The organism is Pseudomonas sp. NPDC090752 (genome assembly GCF_055584805.1).
Genome location: NZ_JBVJLI010000005.1, coordinates 239,196 through 256,928, shown reverse-complemented (window position 1 = coordinate 256,928; position 17,733 = coordinate 239,196). Strand labels below are relative to the sequence as shown.

Here is a 17,733-nt window from a genome sequence, read left to right as displayed (position 1 = left end):
CCATTCGCGGGGCAAGCCCGCTCCCACAGGATTTTCATAGGCCTTCAGAGCTGTGTAAATCCTGTGGGAGCGGGCTTGCCCCGCGAAGAAGCCACCGCCGAAACTACAGACTTATCCCTCCAAGTACCGCACCGCCAACTGCTCCGCCGCCTCCCGCGCCGGTGTTTGCAGATGCGGCGCCACCAGCATCATCACCTGGTACACCACGATCCCCACGTCGCCCTCGCGCCCCAGCACCCGCTGGTAGTCCAGCGAGAACATCAGGGTCAGGGTGATCTGCTCCACCAGTTGCCCCAGTGCCTGGGTTTCGCTGACCACCTGGCCCTGGCCCTTGAGGCTGGCCAGCAATGCTGCGAGCGTGCGCTTGAGTGCATTGATCAGGCTGCGCATGCCGCGCGCCAGCTTCGGCAGGCGCCCGGTCAGGTTCGACAGATCCTGAAACAGGAAGCGGTACTGGGCCATGCGCTCGACGATCAGGTGCAGGAACAACCAGTAGTCCTCGGCGTCCAGGCGCACCTCCAGCGGCGGGTCGAGCAGCGGCATCAGTGCTTCTTCGAAGCGCTCGAACAGGCCAATGACCAGGGGCTCTTTGCCATGGAAGTGGTAGTACAAGTTGCCAGGGCTTATCCCCAGTTCGTTGGCGATTTCAAGCGTCGAGACATTCGGCTCGCCCTGCTGGTTGAACAGCTGCAGGGCGCATTCGAGGATACGGTCGCGGGTCTTCATCCAGTCGTGGTGCTCATCGGGTCAGGACATAGGTGCCTGGCGCGGGGCCCAGCGGTGGGTAGGTGGCGTTGCCCAGCGCCTCGCGCGGCGCCTTCAGCGGGCCGGAGCGCGGGGTGATCCAGTCGAGCCACAGCGGCCACCAGCTGCCGTCGTTGCGTGTGGCGTCGTGGAACCAGGCGCGTGGGTCGCTCGACAGTTTGGGGTTGTCCAGGTAGTAGGCCTTGGGGTTGCCGGGCGGGTTGATGATGCTCTGGATATGCCCGCTGTTGGCCAGCACGAAACGCCGCTCGCCACCCAGCAGCATCGCTGAGCGGTACACGGCATCCCACGGGGTGATGTGGTCGTTGCTGCCGGCCACGGTGAAGCTGTCCAAATCGACCTGCTTGAGGTCGATGGGGGTGCCGCAGACTTCCAGGCCGTTGGAATGGGTCAGCGGGTTGTGCTTGAAAAAATCCAGCAGGTCGCCATGCAGGGCGGCAGGCAGGCGGGTGCTGTCGGCGTTCCAGTAGAGGATGTCGAAGGCAGGTGGCGTCTTGCCGAGCAGGTAGTTGTTGACCCAGTAGTTCCAGATCAGGTCGTTGGGCCGCATCCAGGCGAAGATCCGCGCCACTTCGCCGCCATCGAGCACACCGCGTTGGTACGAGCGGCGTTTGGCCGCCTCGATGGTCTGTTCGTCGGCGAACAGGCTGGCGGGGCTGTCGAACTTGCTGTCGAGCAGGCTGACCAGGTAGGTGGCGCTGCGCACTCGACGCAGCTGGTGTTTGGCCTGCAGGTGGCCCTGCAGCGCGGCCATGGTCAGGCCACCTGCGCAGGCACCCATCAGGTTCGGGTCGCGGTTGCCGCTGATGCTGCGGCAGGCGTTCAATGCCTCTTCCAGGGCCTGCACGTAGCTGGACAGACCCCACTCGCGGTGGCGCGGGTCGGGGTTGCGCCAGCTGACCATGAACACCTGCAAGCCATTCTTGAGCATGTACTGGACGAAGCTGTTGTTCGCCTGCAGGTCGAAGATGTAGTACTTGTTGATCTGCGGCGGTACCACCAGCAACGGCCGGGCGTGCTGTTTCTCGCTCATCGGCGTGTACTGGATCAACTCCAGCAGCTCGTTGCGAAACACCACCGCGCCAGGGGTCGAGGCCAGGTTGCCGCCGACCTCGAAGGCGCGCTCATCCACCTGGCGCGGCAGGCCGTCGTTGTGGCGCAGGTCGTCGAGCAGATGGGCCACGCCCCGCACCAGGCTCTGTCCGCCGGTATTGAGCAGTTCCTTGACCGCCAAGGGGTTGAGCAGTGAGTTGCTCGGCGCCAAGGCGTCGTTGATCAGGTTGAACAGAAAATGCGCACGGGCCCGGTCATCATCGTCCAGGTGGCTTTCCTCGATCCACAGGCGGGTCTGCTTCTGCCAGGCCAGGTAGGCCTGCAAGCCACGGCGGTAGAACGGGTTCTGGCTCCACGTCGGGTCATTGAAACGCGCGTCGCGTGGGTTGGGTTGATAAGGTGTGTCTCCGAGCATCACCCGGCCCAGCTGGCCGCTCAGGGCCAGCAGGTGGCGGGCGGTGTGCAGCGGGTTGCGCAGGCCGTGGCGGCCGACGTTGCGCAGCGTGGAAATCAGGTCGCGACCGCGCAGGCCGAGGATGGCGTTCTGCACGTTCATGCTGGTGGCGGGAAGCGTTGTCGTTCCTTTGGCCGGTTTGTCTTTCATGGCAGCACTCCTTCGTCAGGCCATGGTCAGGTCGAAACGACAGCAAACTGCACCCTAGCCGCCGGAGGCTGGGCGGGGGTGCATGACTGCACGCTGACGTTCTTGCTGGAGGAACTTCATGATGATCGGGGCGACGGCCTCGGCCCGGGTGATCAGGAACAAATGGCCGTCGTCGATAATGTGTAGCTGGGCATTGGGAATCCGCCAGGCCAGCAGGCGCATGTTGATCAGCGGGATCAACGGGTCGTCGTCACCGGCCAGCACCAGGGTGGGCTGCTGGATCTTGTGCAGCCAATGGATGCTGGTCCAGCCGAGGCCGGCGAACAGCTGCCAGTAGTAGCCCATCTTGCCGCCGGAGCGCACTTTGGACGCGTGGTGCATGGCAAGGTCGGGATCGCGCCGAAAGCCACCGCCGTAGATCAGCGGGGCGATGCGGATCACATGCGAGGGTTGGATGTAGCGCCGCGGGCTGGCCATCATCCACAGCACCTTGGGCTTGCCTGGCACCATCACCGCACCAGCGGCGGTGGCGGCCAGCACCAGCTTCTTGCAGCGCTCCGGGTAGTCATGGGCGAACTGTTGGGCCAGGGCACCGCCCCAAGACACGCCGATGGCGTTCACCTGACCGTAGTCCAGGTAATCGAGCATGCGCGCGGTCAGCTTGGCCAGGCCGGGGAAGCGATAGGGATGGCGCGGGGTGGAAGAGCCGCCTACCCCCGGCACATCGAAGGCGATGACTTCCAGGTCTGGGTCCAGCGCCTCAATGAACGGGAACACCAGCTCCAGGTTGGCGCCGATGCCATTGAAAATCAGCAGCGGCGTGAGGTGCGGCTTGCCCGGCCGGACAGCAGTGCGGATGGACTGCTCGTCCAGTTCGACGGTCCTGAATATGTAGGGTAGCGGCATGCGCATGGCTCTGTGGTGAATGAAGCGCCGTGGCCCCTCCTTGGGTAACCACGGCGTTGCAACTCAACGTTCGTGAACGTAAGTCCCCGGGGCGGCCTCACCTGCGGCATAGGCCCGGTTGCCCAGGCGTGTCGGGGCCTTTTTCAAGTCACCGGCGCGCTCGCCCAGCCACTTCTGCCAGTGCAGCCACCAGGAGTCGGCATGCTTGTCGGCGTTCTCCTGCCAGGCCACCGGATCGCCTGGGCGGTCGGCACCGGTCATGAAGCGTGACTTGGGGTTTCCTGGCGGGTTGAGGATGCTCTGGATGTGGCCGCTGTTGGACAGCACGAACTCGATCTTGCCGCCAAACAGGTGCGCCGAGCGGTAGCACGATTGCCACGGGGTGATGTGGTCGTTGGTGCCGGCGACGCTGAAGATGTCGCACTGGACCTTCTTCAGGTCGATCGGGGTGCCGCACACTTCCAGTGCATCGGAGCGGGTCAGTGGGTTGTTCTTGAACATTTCGATCAGGTCGCCGTGGAAGGCCGCCGGCAGGCGTGTGGTGTCGTTGTTCCAGAACAGAATATCGAATACCGGCGGCTCATTTCCCAGCAGGTAATTGTTGACCCAGTAATTCCAGATCAGGTCGTTGGGGCGCATCCAGGCGAACACCTTGGCCATGTCGCTGCCTTCAAGCACACCGGCCTGATACGAGTGGCGCTTGGCCGATTCGAGGGTCTGCTCGTCGACGAACAACGCAACCTGGGTGTCCATGGTGGTGTCCAGCACGCTGACCAGCAGGGTCAGGGCATTGACCTTGTTCTCGCCGAGCGCGGCGTAGTGCCCGACCAGCGCGGTGCAGGTGATGCCGCCGGAGCAGGCACCGAGCATGTTCAGGTCCTTGCTGCCGGTAATCGCCAGCACCGCGTCGACTGCTTCCTTGAGCGCGTCGATGTAGGTCGAAAGGCCCCACTCGCGTTGGGTCTTGGTCGGGTTGCGCCAGCTGATGATGAAGGTCTGCTGCTGCGAACGCAGGCAGAAGCGCGCCAGGCTCTTTTCCGGGCTTAGGTCAAAGACGTAGAACTTGTTGATCTGTGGCGGCACCACCAGCAGCGGGCGGGCATGCACCTGCTCGGTGATGGGGCTGTACTGGATCAGCTCCAGCACATCGTTGCGGTAGACCACGGCGCCCTCGCTGGTGCCGAGGTTCTTGCCCACTTCGAACGCGTCCATGTTGACCTGGCTGGGCATGCCACCGTTGTTGACCATGTCCTTGGCCAGGTTGGACAGGCCGTCGAGCAGGCTCTTGCCACCGGTTTCGAAGAAACGTTTGACCGCTGCCGGGTTGGACAGGGTATTGGTCGGGGCCATGGCCTCGGTCATCAGGTTGATGACAAATTGGCCGCGGCTGATGTCCTGGGGTGACAGGTCGCTGTCGCCGATCCAGTCCTGCAGTTCCTTGCGCCAGGCCAGGTAGGTTTGCAGGTAACGGCGGTACAGCGGGTTCTTGCTCCAGGCCGGGTCGACGAAGCGACGGTCGTCGCCCTCGGGGGCCAGGCTCGACTTGCCCAGCAACACGTTCTTCAGCTCCAGGCCGAAATGCGCCACGTGCTTGGCGCTGTGCAGCGGCTGGCGCACGGCCTGACGCAGCACGGTACGCGCAGAGCTCAGCAGGTCCTTGCGGCGGATGCCGATGACCGGGTTCAGCCCCAGGGTGTTGTCCGAGGCTTGCCGCTGCAACTCATCGTTGTTCTTGTTACTCATCTACGACGCTCCGTTGTCCTGAGACGAGTACCGGTTCGACAGCCCGGTACTGCTACTCGGGTGACCAGTGATAAGGAACAGCGGTGCTGCGGGCCGGATGCATTCGGCGATGAGCTGCGGGGGAATCTGCGTGTGAAGACTGCCTGCTTTCGCTCGCGACCTCTACAAACCGGCCTGGTCCTGATTGCCTGAAAAGCAATGCAGGGAACTTGCCAGCCCCATTGGTAACCCGACTTCATGTAATGCGCAAGACAGCTCTGTGTCGAACTGTCTATCAGGCATTCAAACAGATGAGATTAGAAAATGCGCTCTAACTCTTGGATGGCTTGTACTAGAGCATCAGTTTGACCACGGATTCGGCAGGATCGCGGGCTTTTCCGGCCTTGTGCAGTTCGTCCAGATACTCAGCCCAGAGTTGTTCCTGGCGCAGGCACAGTTGCTCGAGGTATTCCCAGGTGAACAGGCCGCTGTCATGGCCGTCATCGAAGGTCAGTTTCAGTGCGTACTGGCCGGCGGGTTCTAGACCGACAAGGCCGACGTTGATCTTGCCGAATTGCAAGATGGGATTGCCGTGGCCCTGGACCTCGGCGGAGGGGGAATGCACGCGCAGGAACTCGGCGGGCAGGTGGTAGACCTCGCCGGGGGCGTAGGTGAGGCTGAGGGTCTTTGAGGCTTTGTGCAGGTTGATGGCGGTGGGCAGGCGGGCCATGGGCTGAATCTCTCAGGAGCTGATCAGCTAGCTTCGAGGTTCTCAGGCAGGTATTCAAGGGCCTCTTCGCGGGCAAGCCCGCTCCCACAGAATCAGCGCAACCTACGAAAGCTGCGTTGTATCAGTGGGAGCGGGCTTGCCCGCGAAGCGAACGACGCTGGTCTTACAGGATGTAACGCGACAGGTCTTCGTTCTGCGCCAGCTCACCCAGGTGGCTGTTCACATAGGCTGCATCGATCTGAATCGGCGTTTCATCATGGGCGCTGGCCAGGTCGCCGGCACTGAACGACACCTCTTCGAGCAGGCGCTCAAGCAGGGTGTGCAGGCGACGGGCACCGATGTTTTCAGTCTTCTCGTTGACCTGGTAGGCAATCTCGGCCAGGCGCTTGATGCCGTCGGCCTGGAACGCGATGTTCAGCCCTTCGGTCTTGAGCAGCTCGCGGTACTGTTCGGTCAGCGAAGCATGCGGCTCCTGCAGGATGCGCTCGAAGTCTTCCGGGGTCAGCGCCTTGAGCTCGACACGAATCGGCAAACGACCCTGCAGCTCTGGCACCAGGTCGCTCGGCTTGCTCAGGTGGAACGCGCCCGAGGCGATGAACAGGATGTGGTCGGTCTTGACCATGCCCAGCTTGGTATTCACGGTGCAGCCTTCGATCAGCGGCAGCAGGTCGCGCTGCACACCTTCGCGGGACACATCGGCGCCGCCGACGTTGCCACGCTTGGCCACCTTGTCGATTTCATCGATGAACACGATGCCATGCTGCTCAACCGCTTCCAGGGCCTTGGCCTTGAGCTCGTCGTCGTTGACCAGGCGGCTGGCTTCTTCGTCGCGCACCATCTTCAGCGCTTCCTTGACCTTGAGCTTGCGCGCCTTGCGCTTGCCTTTGCCCATGTTGGCGAACAGGCTCTGCAGCTGGTTGGTCATCTCTTCCATGCCGGGTGGCGCGGCGATTTCTACGCCCGCAGTGTCGGCTACTTCGATCTCGATTTCCTTGTCGTCCAGCTGGCCTTCACGCAGGCGCTTGCGGAACAGCTGACGGGTGTTGGAATCGCTGCTGGTCTGCGCGGCCTCTTCGCTGAAGCTGGTGACCCGCGCCTGCGGCAGCAGGGCGTCGAGAATGCGGTCTTCGGCTGCATCTTCGGCGCGGTGGCGCACGCGGATGATTTCCTGCTCGCGCAGCATCTTCAGTGCGGCATCGGCCAGGTCGCGAATGATCGATTCGACATCACGGCCGACGTAGCCCACTTCGGTGAACTTGGTCGCTTCCACTTTAAGGAACGGCGCGTTGGCCAGCTTGGCCAGGCGACGGGCGATTTCGGTCTTGCCGACGCCGGTCGGGCCGATCATCAGGATGTTCTTCGGGGTCACCTCGGCACGCAGCTCGGCCGGCAGCTGCATGCGCCGCCAGCGGTTGCGCAGGGCGATGGCCACGGCGCGCTTGGCGTCGTCCTGGCCGATGATGTGGCGGTTGAGTTCGTGGACGATTTCGCGGGGGGTCATGGACATGATTTATAGGGTCCTTTGGCAGATGAAGTCAGCGTGGGAAAGCCCCGCCACTGGAGCGGGGCGCCAGAACAGCTGATCAGTCGGCCAGGTCCTGCTCCTCGATGGTCAGGTTGTGGTTGGTGAACACGCAAATGTCACCCGCGATGTTCAGGGCGGTCTCGGCGATTTCACGGGCCGAGAGGTCGGTCTTGTTCAGCAGGGCGCGGGCTGCGGCCTGGGCGTAGGCGCCGCCGGAGCCCATGGCGATAAGGCCATCTTCTGGTTCGACCACATCACCGTTGCCGGTGATGATCAGGGATGCGTCCTTGTTGGCCACGGCCAGCATGGCTTCCAGGCGGCTCAGGGAGCGGTCGGTACGCCATTCCTTGGCCAGCTCGACGGCGGCGCGGACCAAGTGGCCCTGGTGTTTCTCCAGCTGGCCTTCGAAGCGCTCGAACAGGGTGAAGGCATCGGCGGTGGCACCGGCGAAGCCGGCGATGACCTGCCCGTGGTACAGGCGACGAACCTTCTTGGCGTTGCCTTTCATCACGGTGTTGCCGAGGGATACCTGGCCGTCGCCGCCCATGACGACTTTGCCGTTACGGCGGACAGAAACGATGGTGGTCAAGGGAGAGTCTCCACGCAGCGGGGCAAAATTGCCTGATGCAGACTCATATGGGGGTGGGGGGAAGGATTTCAACCTTGGAGGATCAGTGGTCGTGCTTGGCAGGTTATTTGTGTTGACCCCTTCACGGGGCAAGTCGGATCGCCGCACCGCCGCTCCCACATGGGGCCTGCATATGCCGACCCGTGTGGGAGCGGCGGTGCGGCGATCCGACTTGCCCCGCGAAGAAGGTTACTCAGCCCTCGTGGCAGACATGCCCATCCACCAGGGTATACCGCACCGCTCCAGGCAGGCAGTGGCCGATGAACGGGCAGTTGTCGCCACGCGAGAACCACTGTTCACCGGCAACGGTCGAGGCCTTGGCATCGAACAGCACCAGGTCGGCCGCGCCACCCACCTTCAGCTCACCCGCCGGTAGGCGCATGGCAGAGGCCGGGCCGCTGGTCAGGCGGGCCAGCAGGGTCGGCAGGTCGAGCAGGCCATCGTCGACCAGGGTCATGGCCAGTGGTAGCAGCAGTTCGACACTGCTGATGCCTGGCTCCGTCGCACCAAACGGTGCCAGCTTGGCATCACGCTCGTGCGGCTGGTGATGGCTGGAGATCGCCTGGATCACCCCCGATTTCACGGCTTCGCGCAAGCCGTCGCGGTCAGCTGGGCTGCGCAGCGGCGGCTGCACGTGGTACAGGCTGGAGAAGTCGCGCAGCGACTCATCGGTGAGGATCAGCTGGTACAGCGCCACATCGGCAGTCACCGGCAATCCAAGCTGCTGGGCCTGGGCAATCAGTCGGGCGCCGCGGGCGCTGGTGATCTGGGTGAAGTGCGCGCGCACGCCGCTTTGTTCCACCAGCAGCAGGTTGCGCGCCAAGGCCACGGTCTCGGCGCTTTCCGGGATGCCGGGCAGGCCGAGGAAGCTGGCCGTGGCGCCTTCGTGGGCCAGGCCGCCCTGGGCCAGGTCACGGTCCTGGGAGTGGAACACCACGGTCAGGTCGAAGGTGGCGGCGTATTCCAGGGCGCGGGCCAAGGTACGGTTGTTGGGGATTTCCTTGAGGCCATTGCCGAAGGCCACGCAGCCGGTGTCGCGCAGGGCCACCAGTTCGGCCAGTTGCTCGCCTTCCAGGCCCTTGGTCAGGGCGCCGATCGGGTAGACCTTGCTGTTACTGGCTTCACGGGCACGGTCGAGGATCAGCTCGGCCACTGCCGAGGTGTCCAGTATGGGTTTGGTCTGCGGCGGGCAGCACAGGCTGGTGACGCCGCCGGCCACGGCCGCGCGGGTTTCGCTGGCGATGCTGCCTTTACGGCTGTAACCCGGCTCACGCAGGGATACGCCGAGGTCGACCAGGCCGGGCGCGGCGATCAGGCCGTCGGCCTGGATCGTGCGGCTGGCGCTGAACCCGGCCGGGGCCGCGCCGATGGCGGCAATGCGGCCGCCGTCCAGGTGCAGGTCGGTGACCTGGTCCAGGCCACTCTTGGGGTCGATGACCCGGGCGCCAAGAATGCTGAGGGTCACTGGGCGTTCTCCTGGTCGAGTTGACGTTGCGCGTTCTGCCCGCTCATGGCCATGGACAGTACTGCCATGCGCACGGCGATGCCGTAGGTGACCTGGTTGAGGATCACCGAGTGTTTGCCATCGGCCACTGCCGATTCGATCTCAACGCCGCGGTTGATCGGCCCCGGGTGCATGACGATGGCGTCAGGCTTGGCGCCTGCCAGGCGCGCGGTGGTCAGGCCGAACAGGCGGTAGAACTCACCTTCGCTGGGCAGCAGGCCGCCAGCCATGCGCTCGCGCTGCAGGCGCAGCATGATCACCACGTCGACATCCTTGAGGCCTTCGGCGAGGTCGGTGTAGACCTTCACCCCATACTGCTCGATGCCGATCGGGATCAAGGTTTTCGGGCCGATCACGCGGATGTCCGGGCAGCCCAGCGACTTGAGTGCGAGCATGTCGGAGCGGGCCACGCGCGAGTGCAGGATATCGCCGACGATCGCCACCGAGAGGTTCTCGAAGCTGCCTTTGTGGCGGCGGATGGTCAGCATGTCGAGCATGCCCTGGGTCGGGTGCGCATGGCGGCCGTCGCCGCCGTTGATCACCGCAACATCCGGGCACACGTGCTCGGCGATGAAGTGCGCGGCGCCCGAGTCGCTGTGGCGCACGACGAACATGTCGGCGGCCATGGCTTCGAGGTTGCGCAGGGTGTCGAACAGGGTTTCGCCCTTGCTGGTCGAGGAGGTCGACACATTGAGGCTGATCACGTCGGCCGACAGCCGCTGGGCGGCCAGTTCGAAGGTGGTGCGGGTACGGGTCGAGTTCTCGAAGAACACGTTGCACACGGTCTTGCCGCGCAGCAACGGGACTTTCTTGACGGCCCGGGCGCCGACTTCGAGGAACGAGTCGGCGGTGTCGAGGATCTCGGTGAGCAGTTCGCGGGGCAAACCGTCGAGCGAGAGGAAGTGGCGCAGCTGGCCCTGATCATTGAGCTGCAGCGGGCGCTTGGCGTCGATTGGCGTCATCGCGAGTGGACTCTTAAAGGGCGGAAGCGGTGGCGAGGTCCTGGCGCTCAAGGGCGAGCGGGGCGGGGCCGGTCAATTTTACCCGTTCATGGGCGGCCAGCGACAGGGTGGCGCCAAGCACATTGGGGCGTATCGGCAGTTCGCCGGCATCCAGGTCGAGCAGGCAGACCAGGGTCACGCTGGCCGGGCGGCCGTAGTCGAACAATTCGTTGAGTGCGGCGCGAATGGTGCGGCCGCTCATCAGCACGTCGTCGATCAGCACCAGGTGCTGGCCTTCGACTTCGAACGGCAACTCCGACGGGCGCACTTGCGGGTGCAGGCCGTTCTGGCTGAAGTCGTCGCGGTAGAAGGACACGTCCAGGGTGCCCAACGGGCTTTGATCGGCCATTTCCGCCTGCAGGGCCTGGGCAACCCAGACACCACCAGTGCGAATGCCAATGAAGCGCGGCTCGCTGATGCCGCGGCGGGCCAGATGGGCGCGAAGGTCGACAGCCATCTGCCGGATCAGCTCGGCGGGATTGGGTAGGCTCATTGCGTGTCTCCTGGAGGGCGGCGCCGGGTTGGCCCGACGGCAAAGCGGAAAATTAGGTATTGGCCTCCAGCCACCCTTGCAGCAGCAGGGCAGCGGCGATGGCATCGACCGGGTTGTCACGGTAGCTGCCGCGCTGGCCGCCACGGGCCATGCGCTCGCCCTTGGCCTCGAAGGTGGTCAGGCGTTCATCGTGGGTGTGTACTGGCAGGTTGTAGCGGCCGTTAAGGCGGCGGGCGAACTTTTCGGCGCGCTCGCTCATCTCGCTGGGCGTGCCGTCCATGTTCAGTGGTAGGCCGACGACAATGGCGTCTGGCTTCCACTCGTTGATCAGTTTCTCCACCTGAGCCCAGTCCGGTACGCCGTTCTGGGCTTTCAGGGTGCAAAGCTCGCGGGCCTGGCCGGTGATCACCTGGCCAACGGCCACGCCAATCTGTTTGCTGCCGTAGTCGAAGCCCAGCAGTAGGCGCAATTCGGCCATCAGGCGTGGCCCGCCTGGCTGGTCAGCAGGCTGAGGTTGATGCCCAGGCTGGCGGCTGCGGCGCCCAAGCGCTGTTCGCTGGCCAGGCCAAAGAGGATGTCCGCGTCGAACGGGCAGTTGAGCCAGGCGTTGTCGGCCAGCTCCGCTTCCAGTTGGCCTGCTTCCCAGCCGGCATAGCCGAGGGTGATGAGGCTCTGTTTCGGGCCGACCCCGGCAGCGATGGCAAGCAACACATCCTGGGAGGTGCTGAGCGACAGCCCCTCCAGCGCAACGGTGGCCTGGAAGCTGCATTCGCTGCTGTGCAGCACAAAGCCGCGATCAGTCTGCACCGGTCCGCCTTGGTAGATCGGCACCTGCAGGGTGCTGGCCGGTGGTTCTTCGTCCGGGCGCAACTGCTCAAGAATGTCCGCCAGGTTCAGCTCCTGAGGTCGATTGACCACCAGGCCCATGGCGCCATTGGCGTTGTGCTCGACGATGTACGTGAGGGTCTGGGCGAAGTTCGGATCGGCCATGTGCGGCATGGCGATCAGGAACTGATGCTTGAGGTAGCTCGGGGCGAGGGTTTTCATGGGGGATAGTGTGGCGCCAGGTGGCGAGGCTGACAAGGTGGTTGTGTGTCGCTTGTGCCGGCCTCTTCGCGGGCAAGCCCGCTCCCACAGATGCGGCGCCAAGGTCGAAGGTGGCGCTGTTCCTGTGGGAGCGGGCTTGCCCGCGAAAGGGCCGGAACAGTCAAAATATCAGTTACTGGACAACCGATCCCCACGCGCAAACCGCCAGGTCCGAATGATCTCCAGCCGGTCATATTCCGCCAGATCCCCGGTAAACGGCGCAAACGGCGCGGCCAGCCTTACGATGCGCTGCGCCGCCTGGTCCAGCACCGCTTGCCCGGACGACTCCAACACCAGCACTTCATACAGCGAACCATCGCGGTTGATCGACACCATCATGCGCAAATTGCCGTAGATCTGCTGTCGACGCGCTTCGTCGGGATAGTTGAGGTTGCCCACCCGCTCGACCTTCTTGCGCCACTCTTCCTTGTACCAGGCGCCCTTGTCGCGCATGGTCGAGGCCGCGTTCAGGCGGTGGATACGCGGGCGTTTGGCATACATCTGCTGTTCGTTGGACAGCTCCGCCTCAAGGCTGGCGATCTGGCTCGACAGCTGCGAGCTGTCGAAATCAGGCGTGGCCGCGGGCTTGGGCTGCGGCTTGCTTTCCTTGGGCTTGGGTTCGACCTTCTGCGCCTTGGGCGCTTGGGTAGCCACGGCGGACTTTTGCGGGGCCGGCTGCACCACTTCGGGCTTGGCCGCAGGTGGCGGGGTGACCTTGTTGATCTTGCTGTCCTGGAACGGCGCCACTTCGGTGGTGGTCGGCACCGCCTTCTTATCCAGCGTGCCGCTGCCCTGCTGGTTAGCCTGGGCTTGGTAGTCGGCCTTCGCGGGCGCTTTTTCGCTTTTGAAGGTGGCCAGGGTGATGTCCATGGTCTGACGGACTTCCGCCGGTTTGACCATGGTAAAGCCCACGCCAAGGATCAGCGCCAGGTGCACCAGCGCAGCCAGGAACAGGGTAAAGCCAAGCCGATCCACCGGGCGAACGCGGGGTGGCAGCAAGTCGGCGGGGATGTCGGCGGGGAGCGTCATCGGGTATCCAGCAACCGCAGGGCGGGGCAGCAGCTCAGTCGAATAGGACTGGCATCATACCCCACTCCGCGGGATTGCTTCGCGTCGGCGGTCAGCGCGCCTGCAACTGGCGATCAATGGCGTCCATCAATTTGCCACCGATATCGGTGTTGTAGGCCGCGTCGATCTCGCGGATGCAGGTCGGGCTGGTGACGTTGATCTCGGTGAGGTAGTCGCCGATCACGTCCAGGCCGACGAACAGCAGGCCTTTTTCACGCAGGGTCGGGCCGACTTGGGCGGCGATCCAGCGGTCGCGCTCGCTCAAAGGACGGGCTTCGCCACGGCCACCGGCAGCCAGGTTGCCACGGGTTTCGCCGCTGGCCGGGATGCGCGCCAGGCAGTAGTCAACCGGCTCGCCGTCGATCATCAGGATGCGCTTGTCGCCGTCCTTGATCGCTGGCAGGTAAGCCTGCGCCATGATCTGCTGGGCGCCCAGCGCGGTCAGGGTTTCCAGGATCACCGAGAGGTTGGGGTCGCCGGCCCGGTGGCGGAAGATCGAGGTGCCGCCCATGCCGTCCAGTGGCTTGAGGATCACGTCGCCGTGCTGGGCGGCAAACGCGCGGATGATGTCCGGGCGGCGGCTGACCAGGGTCGGCGGCGTGCACTGCGGGAACAGAGTGGCGAACAGTTTCTCGTTGCAGTCGCGCAGGCTCTGGGGGCGGTTGACTACCAGCACGCCTTCGGCTTCGGCCTGCTCCAGCAAGTAGGTGCTGTAGACGAACTCCATGTCGAATGGTGGATCCTTGCGCATCAGGATCACGTCCAGTTCAGCCAGCGGGCTGTCCTGTTCGTCGCCCAGCTCGAACCAGCGCGCCGGGTCGGCGAACACGTCCAGCGGGCGCATCCGCGCGCGGGCCTTGCCTTCGGCCTGGTACAGGTCGCGCTGCTCCATGTAGAACAGGCTCCAGCCGCGGGCCTTTGCAGCCAGCAGCATGGCCAGCGAGCTGTCCTTCTTGTAGGAGATGGACGCGATGGGGTCCATGACAATGCCGAGGCGAACGCTCATGGGGGTGGTTCCTCTTGGCGGCCGGTGGCCGCGACGAATCGAAAGAAAAGTGGCTCAGGGTGGCGCCGCGAACGCCGCGGGTCAAGGGGCGCAGTAGATGGAATGCCCCCCCGGAGTGTGCTAAAAATGCCCTCAGCATCAAGCTGCAAGCCCTCCGCGGCAGGCAGCCCACAATCTGCAGCGATGGTAGCGCAACTTATGGAACAGCCCCTGAAGGTGATGGTGATCGACGACTCACGCACGATCCGCCGCACCGCGCAGATGTTGCTCGGCGAAGCGGGCTGCGAGGTGATCACCGCCAGCGACGGTTTCGATGCCCTGGCCAAGATCGTCGACCACCAGCCGCAGATCATCTTCGTCGACGTGCTGATGCCGCGCCTGGATGGCTACCAGACGTGCGCCGTGATCAAGCACAACAGTGCCTTCAAGGACATCCCGGTGATCTTGCTGTCGTCGCGCGATGGGCTGTTCGACAAGGCCCGCGGGCGGGTGGTCGGCTCCGACCAGTTCCTGACCAAGCCTTTCAGCAAGGAAGAACTGCTCGACGCGATCAGGGCCCATGTGCCCGGTTTCGCCGCGCACGAACAACACGCACCCTGACCGCGCCCGAGGTGGCACGGCCTTTATTTTCCTGATGGGGAAACCGCATGGCCCGAGTTCTGATTGTCGACGACTCGCCGACAGAGATGTACAGATTGACCGAATGGCTCGAGAAGCATGGCCACCAAGTGCTCAAGGCCAACAACGGCGCCGACGCTGTGGCCCTGGCCCGCCAGGAAAAGCCCGATGCAGTGCTGATGGATATCGTCATGCCCGGCATGAACGGCTTCCAGGCTACCCGGCAATTGAGCAAGGACCCGGAAACCAGTGCCATTCCGGTACTTATCGTCACCACCAAGGACCAGGAAACCGACCGCATCTGGGCGCAGCGCCAGGGCGCACGTGGCTTCGTCACCAAACCGGTGGAAGAACAGGCGCTGATCGCCAAGCTCAACGAAGTGCTGGGCGCTTGACCACCCGCCCCCAGGGTGCGTCGCTGACCGCCTTCGAGCTGTTGCTGGACATCGATCGGCGCTGCCGCCTGCTGGTGGCCGACCAGCCGCCACAGGACACTCGCCTGCAGCAGTGGAGCGGTATCGGTTTTCGCGTTGCCGGGCAGTGGTTCGTCGCGCCGATGGGCGAGGTGGCCGAAGTGTCGCGCGAGCCGCGTAGCAGCCGCGTACCGGGTGTGCAACCCTGGGTCTGCGGGGTGGCTAACCTGCGCGGCCGCTTGCTACCGGTGATGGACCTGAGCAGTTTTTTCGGCCTTGGCCCGGTGGCACCGGGCAAGCAGCGGCGGGTGCTGGTGCTGGACCACGAGGACCTGTTCGTCGGCCTGCTGGTCGATGAGGTGCTGGGCCTGCAGCACTTTGCCCTGGACACCCTGGAGCTGGCGCCGCCGCAGCCGCTGATCCGCGCTGCGGCGCGGTTTGTCCAGGGGCATTTCCCGCGTGAACGCAACTGGGCGATCTTCAGCCCCTTCGCCCTGGCCCAGGCGCCGGGCTTTCTCGATGTGGCGCTATAAGGATTTTCGACCGTGAACAAGCCGGCCACTCCAGTCCCTCCCGCCAGCATGACCCCGCGCACGCGCAGCATCGTGCAGATCAGCGTGCTGTTCATCATCTTGATCCTGTCGATCATCCTGCTGTTCGCCAATTTCGCCTACCTCAATACCCAGGCCAACCACGACAAGCAGTACATCGGCCATGCCGGCGAGCTGCGCGTGCTGTCCCAGCGCATCGCCAAGAACGCCACCGAGGCGGCGGCCGGCAAGGCGCTGGCGTTCAAGTTGCTGTCCGATGCGCGCAACGATTTCGAGCGGCGCTGGAGTTACCTGCGCGAAGGTGACACGTCCACCGGGCTGCCTGCGGCGCCGGTCGCGGTGAAGGACGAAATGGAGGCGGTGCTTCAAGACTGGGAAAACCTGCGCAAGAACACCGACACCATCCTCGCCAGCGAACAGACCGTGCTCTCACTGCACCAGGTAGCGGCGACCCTGGCCGAAACCGTGCCGCAACTGCAGGTCGAGTACGAGAAGGTGGTCGAGATCCTGTTGCAGAGCGGCGCCCCGGCCAGCCAGGTGGTGGTTGCCCAGCGCCAGCTGTTGCTTGCCGAGCGCATTCTGGGTTCGGTCAACACTGTGCTGGCCGGCGACGACACGGCCGCGCAAGCCGCCGATACCTTCGGCCGCGATGCCAGCCGCTTCGGCCAGGTGCTCGAAGGCATGCTGGCGGGCAACCCCGCCATACAGGTTACCCGCGTCGAAGATGCCGATGCCCGCGCGCGCCTGGCCGAAATCGCCGAGTTGTTCCAGTTCGTCGCAGGTTCTGTGGATGAAATCCTCGAAACCTCGCCCGAGCTGTTCCGCGTCCGCGAAGCGGCCGGCAACATTTTCAGCTTGTCGCAGACCCTGCTCGACGAAGCCTCGCACTTGGCCAACGGCTTTGAGAATCTCGCCGCCGGGCGGACGCTGGATACGGTCGGTGGCTATGTGCTGGGCCTGCTGGCGCTGGCCTCGATCATTCTCATCGGCCTGGTGATGGTGCGCACCACGCACCGTCAACTGCACGAAACCGCCGAGAAGAACGAACGCAATCAGCAGGCGATCATGCGCCTGCTCGACGAAATCGAAGAGCTCGCCGACGGTGACCTGACCGTGACCGTGTCGGTAACCGAGGACTTCACCGGGGCCATTGCCGACTCGATCAACTACTCCGTCGACCAGTTGCGGGATCTGGTGGCCACCATCAACCACAGTGCCGAACAGGTGGCCGCTGCCGTGCAGGACACGCAGAACACGGCGCGCCAGCTGGCCAAGGCGTCCGAACACCAGGCCGACCAGATCAGCGAAGCATCGGAGGCGGTGGGCGATATGGTCGAGTCGATCGACCGGGTATCCGCGCATGCCTACGAGTCGGCCAAGGTGGCCGAGCGTTCGGTGGCGATCGCCAACAAGGGTAACGAAGTGGTGCACAACACCATCAATGGCATGGACAACATCCGCGAGCAGATCCAGGACACCGCCAAACGGATCAAGCGATTGGGCGAGTCTTCCCAGGAGATCGGCGATATCGTCAGCCTGATCGACGACATTGCCGATCAGACCAACATCCTCGCCCTCAACGCGGCCATCCAAGCTTCGCTGGCCGGTGAAGCTGGCCGTGGCTTTGCCGTGGTGGCCGACGAGGTCCAGCGCCTGGCCGAGCGTTCTTCTTCGGCGACCCGGCAGATCGAGGCTTTGGTGCGGACCATTCAGGCCGACACCAATGAGGCCGTGATTTCCATGGAGCAGACCACCGCCGAAGTGGTGCGCGGCGCGCGCCTGGCGCAGGACGCCGGGGTGGCACTGGCGGAAATCGAAGGGGTTTCACAGAACCTCGCCGAACTTATCCACAGCATCTCGGACGCTGCCCAGTTGCAGACGTCGTCTGCAGGGCAGATTTCCCACACCATGGCCGTCATTCAGCAGATCACCGCGCAGACCTCCGCAGGCTCCGGCGCCACCGCCGACAGTATTCGCCACCTGGCGCGGATGGCCAGCGAGATGCGCCGCTCGGTGTCTGGTTTTACCCTGCCGGCACCCGCCGAGCGGCGCTGAGGAAT

18 protein-coding genes are annotated in these 17,733 nt (G+C 64.2%); 4 read left to right on the top strand and 14 right to left on the bottom strand.

What is annotated here, in order from left to right; genetic code table 11:
- Window positions 1-111 precede the first annotated feature (111 nt).
- From ACZ6YA_RS09875 to gshB, 14 genes are all read right to left on the bottom strand, one after another.
- Window positions 112-726, bottom strand: a complete 615-nt coding sequence (locus ACZ6YA_RS09875) for a TetR/AcrR family transcriptional regulator (RefSeq protein ID WP_465896902.1) — start codon at window positions 724-726, stop codon at window positions 112-114.
- A 13-nt stretch (window positions 727-739) separates the two neighbouring features.
- Entirely contained in the window at window positions 740-2,422 is a 1,683-nt protein-coding gene (phaC, locus tag ACZ6YA_RS09870) for a class II poly(R)-hydroxyalkanoic acid synthase (protein WP_465896901.1), read from the bottom strand.
- Between the two features lie 54 nt (window positions 2,423-2,476).
- Entirely contained in the window at window positions 2,477-3,328 is an 852-nt protein-coding gene (phaZ, locus tag ACZ6YA_RS09865) for a poly(3-hydroxyalkanoate) depolymerase (protein WP_465896900.1), read from the bottom strand.
- Between the two features lie 63 nt (window positions 3,329-3,391).
- On the bottom strand, window positions 3,392-5,071 hold the full coding sequence (gene phaC / locus ACZ6YA_RS09860; RefSeq protein ID WP_465896899.1) for a class II poly(R)-hydroxyalkanoic acid synthase: 1,680 nt from the start codon (window positions 5,069-5,071) through the stop codon (window positions 3,392-3,394).
- A 331-nt stretch (window positions 5,072-5,402) separates the two neighbouring features.
- Window positions 5,403-5,780 (bottom strand): gamma-butyrobetaine hydroxylase family protein, encoded by a 378-nt coding sequence (locus ACZ6YA_RS09855; protein ID WP_400796585.1) that lies wholly within the window; start codon window positions 5,778-5,780, stop codon window positions 5,403-5,405.
- A 163-nt stretch (window positions 5,781-5,943) separates the two neighbouring features.
- Entirely contained in the window at window positions 5,944-7,287 is a 1,344-nt protein-coding gene (gene hslU / locus ACZ6YA_RS09850) for an ATP-dependent protease ATPase subunit HslU (protein WP_465896898.1), read from the bottom strand.
- A 76-nt stretch (window positions 7,288-7,363) separates the two neighbouring features.
- Window positions 7,364-7,894, bottom strand: a complete 531-nt coding sequence (gene hslV / locus ACZ6YA_RS09845; RefSeq protein ID WP_003249309.1) for an ATP-dependent protease subunit HslV — start codon at window positions 7,892-7,894, stop codon at window positions 7,364-7,366.
- A 232-nt stretch (window positions 7,895-8,126) separates the two neighbouring features.
- Window positions 8,127-9,398: a dihydroorotase gene (locus tag ACZ6YA_RS09840; protein ID WP_465896897.1), complete on the bottom strand. Its 1,272-nt coding sequence runs from the start codon at window positions 9,396-9,398 to the stop codon at window positions 8,127-8,129.
- On the bottom strand, window positions 9,395-10,399 hold the full coding sequence (locus tag ACZ6YA_RS09835) for an aspartate carbamoyltransferase catalytic subunit (protein WP_465896896.1): 1,005 nt from the start codon (window positions 10,397-10,399) through the stop codon (window positions 9,395-9,397). The genes ACZ6YA_RS09840 and ACZ6YA_RS09835 overlap by 4 nt, the downstream gene beginning before the upstream one ends.
- Window positions 10,400-10,412: 13 nt before the next feature.
- On the bottom strand, window positions 10,413-10,931 hold the full coding sequence (pyrR, locus tag ACZ6YA_RS09830; protein WP_465896895.1) for a bifunctional pyr operon transcriptional regulator/uracil phosphoribosyltransferase PyrR: 519 nt from the start codon (window positions 10,929-10,931) through the stop codon (window positions 10,413-10,415).
- A gap of 52 nt (window positions 10,932-10,983) precedes the next feature.
- Complete coding sequence (gene ruvX, locus ACZ6YA_RS09825) at window positions 10,984-11,409, bottom strand: Holliday junction resolvase RuvX (RefSeq protein WP_465896894.1); 426 nt, start codon at window positions 11,407-11,409, stop codon at window positions 10,984-10,986.
- Window positions 11,409-11,978: a YqgE/AlgH family protein gene (locus tag ACZ6YA_RS09820; protein ID WP_465896893.1), complete on the bottom strand. Its 570-nt coding sequence runs from the start codon at window positions 11,976-11,978 to the stop codon at window positions 11,409-11,411. Before ACZ6YA_RS09820 ends, ruvX begins: the two co-directional genes overlap by 1 nt.
- A gap of 168 nt (window positions 11,979-12,146) precedes the next feature.
- On the bottom strand, window positions 12,147-13,046 hold the full coding sequence (locus tag ACZ6YA_RS09815; protein WP_465896892.1) for an energy transducer TonB: 900 nt from the start codon (window positions 13,044-13,046) through the stop codon (window positions 12,147-12,149).
- Between the two features lie 91 nt (window positions 13,047-13,137).
- Entirely contained in the window at window positions 13,138-14,091 is a 954-nt protein-coding gene (gshB, locus tag ACZ6YA_RS09810) for a glutathione synthase (protein ID WP_465896891.1), read from the bottom strand.
- Between the two features lie 198 nt (window positions 14,092-14,289).
- Between gshB and ACZ6YA_RS09805 the strand changes: the two genes are divergently transcribed.
- From ACZ6YA_RS09805 to ACZ6YA_RS09790, 4 genes are read left to right on the top strand one after another with little or no spacing between them, the layout of a single operon-like run.
- Window positions 14,290-14,691, top strand: coding sequence for a response regulator (locus tag ACZ6YA_RS09805; RefSeq protein WP_039602038.1), 402 nt, complete (start codon window positions 14,290-14,292; stop codon window positions 14,689-14,691).
- Between the two features lie 47 nt (window positions 14,692-14,738).
- The gene (pilH, locus tag ACZ6YA_RS09800) at window positions 14,739-15,104 is read left to right on the top strand and encodes a twitching motility response regulator PilH (protein WP_400796611.1); all 366 of its coding nucleotides are present in this window, start codon (window positions 14,739-14,741) and stop codon (window positions 15,102-15,104) included.
- On the top strand, window positions 15,101-15,655 hold the full coding sequence (locus tag ACZ6YA_RS09795; RefSeq protein ID WP_465896890.1) for a chemotaxis protein CheW: 555 nt from the start codon (window positions 15,101-15,103) through the stop codon (window positions 15,653-15,655). The genes pilH and ACZ6YA_RS09795 overlap by 4 nt, the downstream gene beginning before the upstream one ends.
- A gap of 48 nt (window positions 15,656-15,703) precedes the next feature.
- Entirely contained in the window at window positions 15,704-17,728 is a 2,025-nt protein-coding gene (locus ACZ6YA_RS09790; RefSeq protein ID WP_465896942.1) for a methyl-accepting chemotaxis protein, read from the top strand.
- Window positions 17,729-17,733 lie beyond the last annotated feature (5 nt).